12 protein-coding genes are annotated in these 12,529 nt (G+C 47.0%); 3 read left to right on the top strand and 9 right to left on the bottom strand.

Translation table 11 applies throughout. The features are described 5' to 3' along the window. Positions 1-144: 144 nt before the first annotated feature. From rnd to L3Q72_RS03935, 7 genes are all read right to left on the bottom strand, one after another. A complete protein-coding gene (gene rnd / locus L3Q72_RS03965; protein WP_275131371.1) occupies positions 145-1,260 on the bottom strand; it encodes a ribonuclease D in 1,116 nt (371 codons plus the stop codon). Positions 1,261-1,343: 83 nt separating this feature from the next. Next, positions 1,344-3,053 carry a long-chain-fatty-acid--CoA ligase FadD gene (fadD, locus tag L3Q72_RS03960; protein ID WP_275131370.1) on the bottom strand — a complete coding sequence of 570 codons (1,710 nt, stop codon included), beginning with the start codon at positions 3,051-3,053 and terminating at the stop codon, positions 1,344-1,346. Between the two features lie 84 nt (positions 3,054-3,137). Next, entirely contained in the window at positions 3,138-4,007 is an 870-nt protein-coding gene (locus L3Q72_RS03955) for an alpha/beta hydrolase (RefSeq protein WP_275131369.1), read from the bottom strand. A 117-nt stretch (positions 4,008-4,124) separates the two neighbouring features. After that, on the bottom strand, positions 4,125-4,421 hold the full coding sequence (locus L3Q72_RS03950) for a chromosome partitioning protein ParA (protein ID WP_275131368.1): 297 nt from the start codon (positions 4,419-4,421) through the stop codon (positions 4,125-4,127). Between the two features lie 10 nt (positions 4,422-4,431). Continuing rightward, a complete protein-coding gene (gene tsaB, locus L3Q72_RS03945; RefSeq protein WP_275131367.1) occupies positions 4,432-5,133 on the bottom strand; it encodes a tRNA (adenosine(37)-N6)-threonylcarbamoyltransferase complex dimerization subunit type 1 TsaB in 702 nt (233 codons plus the stop codon). A gap of 33 nt (positions 5,134-5,166) precedes the next feature. Then, positions 5,167-7,098 (bottom strand): ATP-dependent DNA helicase, encoded by a 1,932-nt coding sequence (locus L3Q72_RS03940; RefSeq protein ID WP_275131366.1) that lies wholly within the window; start codon positions 7,096-7,098, stop codon positions 5,167-5,169. A gap of 136 nt (positions 7,099-7,234) precedes the next feature. Next, positions 7,235-7,432, bottom strand: coding sequence for a hypothetical protein (locus L3Q72_RS03935; protein WP_275131365.1), 198 nt, complete (start codon positions 7,430-7,432; stop codon positions 7,235-7,237). A 198-nt stretch (positions 7,433-7,630) separates the two neighbouring features. On the opposite strand from L3Q72_RS03935, the gene purU reads away from it, so the two are divergent. Then, on the top strand, positions 7,631-8,464 hold the full coding sequence (gene purU, locus L3Q72_RS03930; protein WP_275131364.1) for a formyltetrahydrofolate deformylase: 834 nt from the start codon (positions 7,631-7,633) through the stop codon (positions 8,462-8,464). A 291-nt stretch (positions 8,465-8,755) separates the two neighbouring features. Here the strand turns inward: purU and L3Q72_RS03925 are convergent, their stop codons facing one another. Next, complete coding sequence (locus L3Q72_RS03925; RefSeq protein ID WP_275131363.1) at positions 8,756-9,637, bottom strand: OmpA family protein; 882 nt, start codon at positions 9,635-9,637, stop codon at positions 8,756-8,758. Between the two features lie 279 nt (positions 9,638-9,916). Between L3Q72_RS03925 and rnt the strand changes: the two genes are divergently transcribed. Then, the gene (gene rnt, locus L3Q72_RS03920; protein ID WP_275131362.1) at positions 9,917-10,561 is read left to right on the top strand and encodes a ribonuclease T; all 645 of its coding nucleotides are present in this window, start codon (positions 9,917-9,919) and stop codon (positions 10,559-10,561) included. A gap of 32 nt (positions 10,562-10,593) precedes the next feature. Then, positions 10,594-11,916 carry a Na+/H+ antiporter family protein gene (locus L3Q72_RS03915; protein WP_275131361.1) on the top strand — a complete coding sequence of 441 codons (1,323 nt, stop codon included), beginning with the start codon at positions 10,594-10,596 and terminating at the stop codon, positions 11,914-11,916. A gap of 186 nt (positions 11,917-12,102) precedes the next feature. Here the strand turns inward: L3Q72_RS03915 and L3Q72_RS03910 are convergent, their stop codons facing one another. After that, entirely contained in the window at positions 12,103-12,438 is a 336-nt protein-coding gene (locus L3Q72_RS03910) for a Grx4 family monothiol glutaredoxin (RefSeq protein ID WP_275131360.1), read from the bottom strand. Positions 12,439-12,529 lie beyond the last annotated feature (91 nt).

Below are 12,529 nucleotides of genomic sequence, written 5' to 3'. Positions count from 1 at the left end.
TTAGCTGTTCAGTGATTGCGCAGGAAAAATCGCTAAGAGCAAGGCAAAATTTGCAGTAACTAGTGGATCTAATTACAAAAATTTTAACGCAGCTATTAGCGATTTTAACCAGCAAGGATGAACAGATAATTGCTGGGATTGGTATTACATCAGAGCGTCAAGCTTGTCGCCCAGCAATTCTTTTCTCCAACCATTACATACATCTGGTAACTTAGCCGGATTACGGTCATGCTTCCATACCCAGCTAAGAAATTGGTTCAGCTGTTTCTTTGAAGCCAAAAACTCAGTTGCGAGCCCGGTTGAATGAGAAACCTTTTTCACTTCATCTTTCAGCACTTTAAACTTCTGCTTGTAGCCCGGCATATCCATCAGGCGCTCAATACGCTCCGGCCACTCATCGGCAGGGGTTTTCTCAGCCGCTTTAACCATAGAAATAATGCGCTCACCATGACGACGAATAGCACGGTAGTCAATGCCTTCGTTTTCCATCTTTTTCAGGCTCTTAATACCGTATCTGGCAACCGCCCAGAGATCCTGCTCTTTAAATACAAAGTTCAGTGCCAAGTCGCGCTTCAGTGCTTCTTTTACGCGCCATGTAGCAAGAGGCTTAAGAATGGCCAGTTGCTCAGGGTGTAACTGCCAGACACCCTTGATATCCAGATAGGCATTTTCTGCATCGACCACAACAATACGTTTGTCAGCCAGAAGCTGGGACTCCTTTATTGCCGCTTCCCACCAGCCTGCATGAGTCACCTTTTCCTGTAGAATTTCAAACAGAGGCTTCAGGTAGAACACATCCGCAGCGGCGTAATCCAGCTGTTTTTCACTAAGCGGTCTTGCCAGCCAGTCGGTTCTTGACTCACTTTTATCCAGCTCAACATCCAGGTATTCATTCACCATAGCGGCAAAACCGGAAGAGAGGCCATGACCTAAAAAGGCAGACATGATTTGAGTATCAATCATAGGGAATGGCAGGCAGCCAAAGCTGTTCTTGAAAACTTCCAGATCTTCACCACAGGCATGCAGCACTTTAAGAACGGAAGTATCCGTCAGAAGGCTTTCCAAAGCGGACATGTCATCGATACAGGTTGGGTCGATAAGAGACAGGCTCTCACCGTCATAAAGCTGAATCAGACCGAGCTGAGGGAAATAAGTTCGTGTGCGGACAAACTCGGTATCAAGCATAACACAGTCAAACTGACGGGCAGCCTCACAAACGCTTTCCAGTGCCGGGGTGGTATCTATAATTGTAAATTTCATGCGTTCTCTTAGGGATAAAAAAGCCGAATCCCACTTTCCAGTGAGATTCGGCATTATATCAATGCTGAAGATAAATTGTTTCGTTAATTTTCAGAACTGACTTCGGCTTCGCGGGCTTCTCTTTTCGCCTTCTCTTCTTCGCGCAGTGCACGGCGAAGAATTTTGCCTACGTTGGTCTTTGGCAGTTCGTCTCTGAACTCAACCAGTTTCGGAATTTTGTAGCCAGTCAGATACTTACGGCAGTGCTCGATGACTTCATGCGCTTCAAGGCTAGGGTCACGCTTCACCACAAACAGCTTCACCACTTCGCCTGATACTTCATGAGGTTCGCCAATGGCCGCCACTTCCAGCACCTTGCCATGCAGTGATACCACATCTTCAATCTCATTCGGATACACGTTAAAGCCGGAAACAAGAATCATATCTTTCTTACGGTCAACGATATAGATAAAGCCCTGCTCATCAAATCGAACGATATCACCCGTTGAAACCCAGCCATCCGGAGTAATCACACCACGGGTCGCTTCTGCACGCTTCCAGTAGCCCTGCATAACCTGCGGGCCTCTTACCTGGAGTTCACCGGTCTGATCGTTTGGCAGCACGTTACCTTCATCGTCAACAATACGAACCTCTGTTGAAGACACAGGTAAACCGATTGAGCCGTTGTAATCTTCAAGGTCATACGGGTTAACTGAAACCAGGGGTGAACATTCTGTCAGGCCATAACCTTCCAGCAGCGGGTTATTGGTGATTTTTTTCCACTTCTCTGCCACAGCGCGGTGAACAGACATACCACCACCAATGGTTAGCTTAAGCTTTTTAAAGTTCAGCTCATGGAAATCTTCGTTGTTGATCAATGCATTAAACAGCGTATTTACACCAATCATTACGGTAAACGGATACTTTTGCAGCTCTTTCACAAAGCCCGGAATATCTCTCGGGTTGGTGATAAGCAGGTTCCGGCTGCCAATTTCGATAAACAGCATCAGGTTTACCGTCAGGGCAAACACATGGTAGAGCGGCAGAGCGGTAACCACCAGCTCACGTCCGTTATCAAGCTGCGGTGCATAGGAAGCCTTTGACTGAAGCACGTTGGCAACCATATTGCGGTGAGTCAGAACTGCACCTTTCGCCACACCGGTAGTGCCACCAGTGTACTGAAGAAAGGCGATATCTTCACCGGACATAAAGGGCTTAATATACTGAAGCCTGCGGCCTTTGCGCAGTGCTTTTCTGAAAGAGATTGCACCTGGCAAATGGTACTTAGGGATCATCCCTTTCACGTACTTCACCACAAAGTCGACAACGGTACCCTTCGCTCTTGGCAGCATCTGACCAAGGCTGGTAAGCACAACGTGTTTGATTGGAGTATTGTCCACCACCTGCTCAAGCGTGTTAGCAAAGTTAGACACAATCACAATCGCTTTGGCATCGGCATCCACAAGCTGGTGCTGAAGCTCTCTCGGAGTATAAAGCGGGTTTACGTTGACGGCGATTAAACCTGCTCTGAGAATACCAAACAGCGCAATCGGGTATTGCAGCAGGTTTGGCATCATGATCGCTACGCGGTCACCTTTCTCAAGCTTAAGTTCATTTTGCAGATAGGCGGCAAAAGCACGGCTACGCTCTTCCAGTTTACGGAAGGTCATAACCGAACCCATATTCATAAAGGCTGGCTGGTCGGCGTAATTACGCACCGCATTTTCAAACATCTCGACAAGAGACGGATATAAATCTGGATCGATAGTTTCTGGTACGTCACTTGGGTAACGTGAAAGCCAGGGTTTATCCACGATATAACTCCTCGTTGTTGGCTCACTTGTGCTTTTGATAGTTAACTTATTACAGCACAAGCCACTCACCTGAGCACGTCATGCTCAAGCCGTTGTTTTGATTTTGTTAACTAAACCCAGAATTATTTCTGAGATTTGGTCTGGGTTTTGAATATGGCAATGATGCGATCCCGGGATCTGCTCCACGCTGATTTCTAAGTGCTGATACTGCTTGGCAATATCCTTCAGCCCGGCATAACCTGAGTCACCCAAAACCACTTTATGCGGACACTCAATTGCTTCTAAAATGGCACTGCCATGCTCCGGAGACATTCTGTATAACGAATCGCACTTCAGCTTACTGTCGTGATTCCAGCGCCACTGCCCCAACTCCTGAGTTGTTCCCCTTTCAAGAATCGGCCTGATTTGCTCAGATGAAACCTGATTCAGCTCTGCCCGTCTCTGAACCATTTCATCCAGATCGCTAAAAGTTCGTTCTGGTTTCATCCTGCTACGCTGGCGGCTAAGTGCGCCCTTTCTCAGTCGTGAAACCGCATTCTCGGTGGTTTCACAAAGGGGCCCAAAACCCTCAATCTGAACAAGTCCGTCCACTTTCTCCGGAAACGCGGCACTATAGCAACTCGCGACCAATGCACCAAGTGAATGACCGATAATAATTAACCGGTTTGACGATAATTTCGTAACTAACTGATTCAGATCATCAATGTAGTCATGAAAAACATAGTAGTTATCTGCCCGTCTGTGACCGGAAAGCCCATGGCCGGGAAGGTCTGCTGCAACAAGGTGCGCTCCGGGCAGTTTTGCATGCAAACTCTGCATTACGGTGAAAAAGCTGGCGCTGTTATCCAGCCAGCCATGCAGAAACAGAATGCAGGTATCCGCTGCTGAAGCTTCTCCCAGTTCCACCGACGCCAGTCTTATATTTTCCAGTTGATATCTTTTTTCTGAAAACACGATTCTACTTCCTGATAGTCTGAAACAAGTGATTAGTGATGGGCAGGCTGAAAGAAAAACAGAAATGACATTAAAGAAAAGAATTCGTAGCTGAACCAGTCACGGACTTTCAAAGGGCTAAATATAAATATCAACCCCGACAAGCTGGGCAAGCTCTTCTTTTCTGGCCCGGTTTAGCACTTCCATATACTCTTCAAGTGCTTTGCGTGAGTTTCCTTCCGGTAAATCGTACTGAATCTGAGCTTTTTCTATCTCAGACTCCTTTACCTGACGGATGGAGCTGGAAACAGCATCAGCAACCCTGGTCGTCTGGCCGGGGTCGCCTTTAGTCTGGTCTTTCTTAACCTCAGCGCGCTTTTTCGCTTTCTGAGGTTTATTGACTACCGTTGCCGGTAATCCCTGAATCGTTACCATCTATTGCCTTTTATTCACGTCCCGGCAGCTTTTTCCAGGCTACCTTGTCTCTCAGGTAAACCGGGCTGGACTCTTCTGCTGGTACCGTTTCACCCTTTTCAAGCTTGCGCTTAGCAAGGACAACGATATCTTCCGCATCCGGGAAACGTACTTCTGAGCTTTCGGACTTAATCTTAAGCCCTGCCAGTTCATCAGCATACGCATCCCAGCCGGTTCCGGCCTGAGTCCAGAGCTCTTCAGAAGCCTGAGTCTGCTCGGCTAATACCTGAGGAGGAATCACACACTCCTGGTCCACTTCCACCCAGTCGCCATTTTCCTGACGCTCAAGGCGTGCCCAGTAAACCTCACTCATTCGTGCATCAATTGCGCATGCAACCCTTTGTGCGCCGTGTCTGCGCCAGGTTGCCTGTGCCATTGCCCCCAGAGTCGAAATACCGATCATAGGTAAATCTGCACCGAATGCTAAACCTTGTGCAATACCGATGCCAATTCTTACACCGGTAAAGCTGCCCGGCCCTCTTCCGAATGCCAGCGCGTCTAAGTCATTCAGTTTAATGCCCGCTTCTTTCAGCAACTCGTCCACCATAGGCAGAACCAGTTTGGTATGGTCACGGGGCGCAATTGCGCTCCGGCAAGTGATTTTGTCATCGATTAACAGTGCAACAGAACAGTTTTCTGTTGAAGTATCCAGTGCAAGAATTTTTGCGCTCATTTACGCCTCAGGTTGTTGATCTTGGTTTTGCGATTAGTTTTCTTCAGAGCTTTTTGACAGCTGCTCCAGAAACGAAGAGATCTTGTCAAGACTTCTTGTTCTCGGGATAGGGGGAAGACTCTGCAAAAAGATACCGCCATAGTCTCTGGTGACCAGCCGGTTATCACAGATTATCAGGGCCCCTTTGTCTTTCTTGTCTCTGATAAGCCGTCCTACTCCCTGCTTTAAGGTGATCACTGCATCGGGCAGCTGAACCTGAGCAAAAGGCTCTCCTCCGCTTAAGCGGCAATCTTCAATTCGCGCTTTAAGAAGGGGATCATCGGGAGCAGTAAAAGGCAATTTGTCGATGATAACACAGCTTAGCGTATCACCTCTAACATCTACGCCTTCCCAGAAGGCACCGGTCGCCACTAAAAGCGCATTTCCCAGCTCCATAAACTCTGCCAGCAGTTTCTGCTTACTGGTTTCACCCTGCATAAGTACCGGAATATCAAGCTGTTCCCGGAAGCCTTCTGCCAGTTCGCGCATCATGCTGTGGGAAGTACAGAGGAAAAAACAGCGTCCCTGGTTTTTCTCTATCACAGGGGAGAGCATATTCACCAGTTTAGCGGACAAGCCGGGGCTATTAGGCTCAGGAAGATAGCGTGGCACGCAGAGTCTTGCCTGAGACTGATAATCAAAGGGACTTGGCAGAGAAAACTGCTCCTTTGGCTCCAGTCCTAAACGGTTGGTAAAGTGTCCGAAGTCATCAGACACCGCAAGGGTGGCGGAGGTAAATATCCAGCTGCCCTGCTTTAGCTCCAGTTGCTCACGGAATTTATCGGCTACAGACAATGGCGTAATATGCAGGCTGAAATGCCTTGGTGTGGTATCAAACCAGTAGGAATAGCCGGTAATGGACACATCACAGACACGCTCAATGCGTGACTTGATAGTATTGGCTCTTTCAAAGGCCGCGTCCAGAATCTGACTTCGGCCCAGTGCCAGTTTCAGCACATCAATGGTCAGATCCAGCGCATCGGTTAGTCTTAACACTCCTCTGGCAACGGACTCTGATTTCATGGCCTCGCGCCAGTTACCACGAAAACCCGGCTCACCCAGAACAATGCGCAGATCCATAGCCGACTGATTCAGCCGGTCAGCGACCTTTTGCAACTGGCGCATATCCCTGGCCTCTGTGCGGTAGCCAATTTCAATGTCTTTTGCCAGCTCCTGCACCATACGGCTGGAAACCGACTGACCAAAATACTGACTGGCAATATCGGGAAGCTGATGGGCCTCGTCAAAGATAAAGACATCGGCCTCCGGGATCAGCTCACCAAAGCCAGTCTCTTTTATCGCAAGATCGGCAAGAAACAGATGGTGGTTTACCACCACCACATCGGCATCCAGCGCTCTCTTACGTGCTTTCAGTACAAAGCACTCTTTGTAACTTGGGCACTCTTTGCCAAGGCAGTTGTCATTGGTGGAAGTGATAGTCGGAATTACCGGGCTGTCTTCAGCGATGGCGTCACAGTCACCCAAATCTCCGGTTTGGGTCTCCGATGACCAGCTTCTGACCTTAACCAATTGAGTAAGAAGAGTGGGATCGGCCTCGTTGGAATGGCTTTCAACCAGCTGGCGGCTCAGCCTGTCCAGACAGAGATAGTTGGAGCGCCCTTTTAACAGCGCCACCTGTCCAAAGTAGCCAAGCGCATCCACCATTAAAGGCAAGTCACGGTGAAACAGCTGCTCCTGCAGATTTTTTGATCCTGTACTGATAATGGTTTTCTTACCACTTAACAGCGCAGGCACCAGATAAGCGAAGGTTTTCCCCGTTCCGGTTCCGGCCTCAACGACCAGCTGAGTCTGGTTATTGATCGCCTTCTCCACAGACTTAGCCATATCCAACTGGGCCTGACGAGGCTGAAAACCTGGGATTGCTTTACCTAAAGCACCATCTGAAGAAAACGTTTTATTGATCATTGCCGGGGAAAACTAAAAATTCGTGGGGGGAGTATAGCAAAGCAGAAAGAAAATCTGACTTAAAAATATTTGGCGTAAAATAAACAATGCGGCCGGTTGGCCGCATTGTTGAAAACCTTTTATCTTGAGTTAAACACTAACGATTGAGATAACGTGATAACCAGGCTGGGCCTTCAAAGCTTTGCTCATCTTCAGTAATACTTTTAGCTGCTTCTGCAGGGTTTGCTTTGCTTTCCCAAAGTTCAGTCAATGTATCTTCATCTATTTCCTGGTTGTTCGCCAGACGACTAACACGTTCACCGTATAATTTACGAGCCAATAGATCTCTGTCCATAACAACACCTCACTTAATAATAGAAAAAACGACTAAAACTTCTTTTTTCATCCTTTAACTTGAAGCTTATCTGTTGAATTCGATTCCATAATAGATTAAACATAGATACAAAAATGTTGCTCAGATCACTAACTGATTACTTTTGAGCTATAAAATAAACCGAATTGCACTCACACATTTTATTCACGGTACAAATAAATGGAAAAGAAGACTTTGTTGACTCATTGCAGCGATGCACCTGGGTTAATTTCAAAAATCACCAACATCTGTTACAAGCACCAGCTTAACATCATCCACAATAACGAGTACGTGGATTACACTAGCGGTCACTTTTTCATGCGTACAGAATTGGAAGGCATTTTTAATGATGAAACCTTCCTGATGGACCTTGATCATGCCCTTCCTGAAGGTGCTAACCGAAAACTGGTGAGCTCTACACGAAAAAAGGTTGTTATTTTAGTCACTAAGGAAGCACACTGTTTAGGTGACATCCTGATGAAAAATTACGATGGCAGCCTGGATGTGGATATCGAAGCCGTAGTTGGCAACTACGACACTCTGCAAAGCCTGACTGAAAAGTTCGATATTCCATACCACCATGTATCACATGAAGGTCTGAACCGTGAAGAGCATGAAGACAAAGTACTGGAAGTGTTAAGGCAATATGATGTGGACTATCTGGTTCTGGCTAAATACATGCGCGTACTGACACCTAAATTTGTTGAAGAATACAACAACCGCATTATCAACATCCACCACAGCTTCCTGCCGGCATTTATCGGTGCTAAGCCGTACCATCAGGCTTATGAGCGTGGCGTTAAGATTATCGGTGCAACGGCGCACTTTGTGACGAACGATCTGGACGAAGGTCCAATCATCAAGCAGGACGTTATCCCTGTTGACCACAACTTCAGTGCAAAAGACATGGCAAAGGCTGGCCGTGATGTTGAAAAGAATGTACTGAGTAAGGCGCTAAACAAAGTGGTTAACGACCATGTGTTTGTTTACGGTAACAGAACGGTAATTCTTTAAAGCTCCCCGCATTCCGGTAACGGGAGTAGTACAAAAGTCTAATGGGGCAAAGAATAGTTCCTCCCCTTAGCCACAAAAGGTTGGTTTTTGGAAGAAGTCATATCCAAGGGGAGGCTAGGAGGGGTTGTTTCTTAGAGGTTTAAGGTTCTATAAATTTTGTATACCCAACCCCCTCTAACTCCCCCTTCTATTAGCTTTATCAACCAGTTAGGCTTTTTCACTCAAGGGGGAGAACCGTTCTTTGAACCGTTTAATACTTGTGTAAAAGAATCAGCCAATTCCCTTCTTAAACTACACCTGACTCCTGCCCAGAGAAATCACAACCCTGCGGTTCTTATCTTTGCCCATTGGTGTTGAGTTATCGGCGATAGGTCTGCGCTTACCGTAACCCTGAATTTCAATCCGGTTCTCATCCAGGCCAAGAGATTTGAAGTAATCCCGCATAACCATAGCCCTTCTCTCTGACAGAGCCTGATTCACACCCTTCTCACCACTTGAGTCTGTATAGGTAGAGATAAGCACCAAATCGATATCTTTATTGTGTTTCACATATTCTGCGATTTGCGCCAGACGCTTCTGTGACGCTTTATTTAGCTGATCACTGTTTCGCTCATAGTGCAGAATGGTAAAGGAGATATCTTCAAAGCTGTACGGCAGAAGCTGACTGATACAGAAGCTGAAAGCGTCATATTTTTGTCTGAACTGAACAGAGGACAATGCCACTTCGATGCGCTGATCCCGGCTAACCCAGTCGGCATAACTGAAAGTTGGCGTCCTGCCTTTTTCCAGTTCAGACAGCATGCCCCAGGCAGCCTGACCACCGACATAGCCGTCAAACTGTTTGAAAAACTTAATAAGATTCATGCGCTCTGCGCTTTCACCCGGCCTCCATGCCGGTGGCATAGAAACAAGATTGACCGCTCTGGTTTCGCCCATAGGACGGCGCATTTTCAGCTCAAAATCCAGGTTAATTTTTTTACTGGCACGGGAAGAAAACTCAGCCTGACCGTAGTACGGTATTGGGTGCACCAGACGGCACTCCAATGGTGAATTGACCGTCATTTCCCACTCTGATTGCTCTGGCGTTGCCGCATAGCGGACTGCCGCAGCCTGTGATACCAAAGGCATCAGAGCGGCGGAAATAACACTATATGCGAACAGTTTTCTCATCATCACTTCAACTCTTTTCAGCAAAACGGCTAATCATTGCCGTCAAAAAGGCTAAAACGTCCTTTTTTGCACAGTAAATTTGTCTCTCACAAACATTAAGCAAAAAGCTAGCCAAGAAGTTGGTCGCATACATTCAAGCAGTCAATTTTTCTGACTAAAGCCACCTAATAAAGCTCTTAATCCTGTCAGATAAAGTTACTTTGGCATATTTACTGTTTTATCGTTTTTATTTTAGCCATTATCTGCAATAATGCCCGGCTTAATCAATCTGACTAGTACACCATGGACAAGCAAGAAAATTTACTGACACTGAAAAACCGCTTCAGAGGCTATTTCCCTGTCGTTATTGATGTCGAGACTGCCGGTTTTAATGCAAAAACCGATGCACTTTTAGAGATCTGCGCCGTTACTCTAAAAATGGATGAAAACGGAGACCTTCATCCGGCATCAACACTACATTTTCATGTTGAACCATTCGAGGGAGCCAATATTGAAAAAGAGGCTCTTGAATTTAATGGAATCCGTGATCCCTTCAGTCCGCTGCGTGGTGCCGTTACCGAAGCAGAAGCGCTGAAAGAGATCTATAAACTGGTCAGAAAAGAGCAGAAGAACACTGAATGTAGCCGTGCCATTATAGTTGCTCACAACGCAACCTTTGATCACAACTTTGTTATGGCTGCCAGTGAACGCTGCAAATTAAAAAGAGTCCCTTTTCATCCCTTTGCAACCTTTGATACTGCGGCTCTGTCCGGTCTGGCTTATGGGCAGACTGTACTGGCTAAGGCATGTAAAGCTGCCGGGATGGATTTCGACAATAAAGAAGCCCATTCGGCTCTTTATGATACGCAAAAAACCGCAGAGCTTTTCTGTGGCATTGTAAACAAATGGAAAGCCCTTGGCGGCTGGCCGCTTGAGAGCAATGAATAAAAATAACTCAAACACAACTCATTGAGAATAATATGAATCCTGTTGTAATTTCTGTATGTATCATGCTGCTGCTGGCGCTGATGAGAGTGAACGTTGTTGTCGCTCTTACCTTTAGTGCAATTATCGGTGGTCTGGTTTCAGGCATGAGCCTGAACGACTCAATCGCTGCATTTGAAGGCGGCCTGGGTGGCGGTGCAACTATCGCACTTAGCTACGCAATGCTGGGTACCTTCGCAGTAGCAATTTCTAAATCTGGTCTCACAGACCTGCTTGCACAAAACGTTATTAAACGAATTCATGGTAAAGGTCATGAAGGCGCAAAAACCGGTATTAAATTCCTGGTTCTTGGTGCTCTGATCCTGGTTACTATGTCTTCCCAGAACGTTATTCCTGTACACATCGCCTTTATTCCAATTCTGATTCCACCTCTGCTGGGCGTATTTGCAAAACTGAAACTTGACCGTCGTATGATCGCTTGTGTTCTGGCTTTCGGCCTGATCACGCCATACATGGTTCTGCCTATCGGTTTCGGTGGTATCTTCCTGAACAACATCCTGCTGAAAAACCTGCACGACAACGGCCTTCCTGACGTTGTAGCAAGCCAGGTTCCAACAGCAATGATGCTACCGGGTCTGGGTATGATCTTCGGCCTTCTGACGGCTATCTTCTTCACTTACCGTAAGCCTCGCGAATACCCTGAAACTGAGATGACTCACGTGCACACTGATGTTGAAGTGAGCAAGAAAAACGTGATGATCTCTATTGCTGGTATCATTGTAGCGCTTGGTGCTCAGCTGGCAACTGGCTCTATGATCGTTGGTGGTCTGGCTGGTTTCATGGTGTTCACACTAAGCGGCATGATTAAGTGGAAAGAGACCCACGATGTGTTCACTAAAGGTGTTCACATGATGGCGATGATCGGCTTTATCATGATTTCCGCTGCTGGCTTTGCTGCGGTTATGAAGCAGACCGGCGGTGTTGAGACTCTGGTTGAATCTATCTCTACAAGCATCGGTGACAACAAAGCACTTGCTGCTATGCTAATGCTTGTTGTGGGCCTTCTGGTAACTATGGGTATCGGTTCTTCTTTCTCGACTATCCCAATTATCGCAACTATCTATGTACCGCTTTGTGCTGCTTTTGGTTTCTCTCCGATGGCAACTATCGCACTTGTTGGTACGGCAGCGGCTCTGGGTGATGCAGGTTCACCGGCATCTGACTCAACACTTGGTCCAACATCCGGCCTGAATGCCGATGGCCAGCACGAGCACATCTGGGAAACGGTAGTACCGACGTTTGTCCACTACAACATCCCGCTGGTAGTGTTTGGCTGGATTGCAGCGATGACGCTGTAGGTTCGGCCCTGGGCCCTGGGGCGGTCGCTCCGCTCTCTGATGGGCTATGGGGCTATGGGGCTATGGGAAATTACCCTATAGCCCTATCACCCTCAAGGGCGAAGCCCGCCCCCATAGCCCTAAATACAAAAAGCCCGGTGAAGCTAATACCTCCACCGGGCTTTCCATTTCCAGATTCGTTAAAAGTTATTCCGAATCCCCAGCCACCTTTGCCGCAGCTTCCTTAATTAACGGCTGAAGCTCGCCCTTCTGGAACATCTCAAGGATGATGTCACAACCACCGATTAGCTCGCCTTCCACCCATAGCTGAGGGAAAGTCGGCCACTGAGCGTAAGCTGGCAGCTCTTCACGGATGTCCTGGTTTTGCAAAATATCTACGTACGCAAACTTCTCACCACACGCCATAAGCGCTTGTGCAGCCTGAGAAGAGAATCCGCAGCTTGGCAGCTTAGGAGAGCCTTTCATGTACAGAAGAATTGGGTTTTGCTCTATCTGCTGTTTAATTTTATCGATTGTTTCCATCTTTCACTCACTGGTTTTTCGGGCTGTTTGAACTTTACTTATTACAATATTTTACTGTTTTAGTCAGGAATAAAAAGCCCATTCTCATTGT

The sequence above is a fragment of the Vibrio sp. JC009 genome, from assembly GCF_029016485.1.
Taxonomy (GTDB): Bacteria; Pseudomonadota; Gammaproteobacteria; order Enterobacterales; family Vibrionaceae; genus Vibrio.
Note: the sequence above shows the minus strand (reverse complement) of the source record. Positions and strands in the feature narration are given on the sequence as shown.

What these genes read in the sequence shown, in the direction of transcription:
- rnd (WP_275131371.1), bottom strand. Translation starts at nt 1,260, where the DNA reads ATGAAATTTACAATTATAGATACCACCCCGGCACTGGAAAGCGTTTGT.
- L3Q72_RS03950 (WP_275131368.1), bottom strand. Translation starts at nt 4,421, where the DNA reads ATGGTAACGATTCAGGGATTACCGGCAACGGTAGTCAATAAACCTCAG.
- tsaB (WP_275131367.1), bottom strand. Translation starts at nt 5,133, where the DNA reads ATGAGCGCAAAAATTCTTGCACTGGATACTTCAACAGAAAACTGTTCT.
- L3Q72_RS03940 (WP_275131366.1), bottom strand. Translation starts at nt 7,098, where the DNA reads ATGATCAATAAAACGTTTTCTTCAGATGGTGCTTTAGGTAAAGCAATC.
- L3Q72_RS03935 (WP_275131365.1), bottom strand. Translation starts at nt 7,432, where the DNA reads ATGGACAGAGATCTATTGGCTCGTAAATTATACGGTGAACGTGTTAGT.
- purU (WP_275131364.1), top strand. Translation starts at nt 7,631, where the DNA reads ATGGAAAAGAAGACTTTGTTGACTCATTGCAGCGATGCACCTGGGTTA.
- L3Q72_RS03925 (WP_275131363.1), bottom strand. Translation starts at nt 9,637, where the DNA reads ATGATGAGAAAACTGTTCGCATATAGTGTTATTTCCGCCGCTCTGATG.
- rnt (WP_275131362.1), top strand. Translation starts at nt 9,917, where the DNA reads ATGGACAAGCAAGAAAATTTACTGACACTGAAAAACCGCTTCAGAGGC.
- L3Q72_RS03915 (WP_275131361.1), top strand. Translation starts at nt 10,594, where the DNA reads ATGAATCCTGTTGTAATTTCTGTATGTATCATGCTGCTGCTGGCGCTG.
- L3Q72_RS03910 (WP_275131360.1), bottom strand. Translation starts at nt 12,438, where the DNA reads ATGGAAACAATCGATAAAATTAAACAGCAGATAGAGCAAAACCCAATT.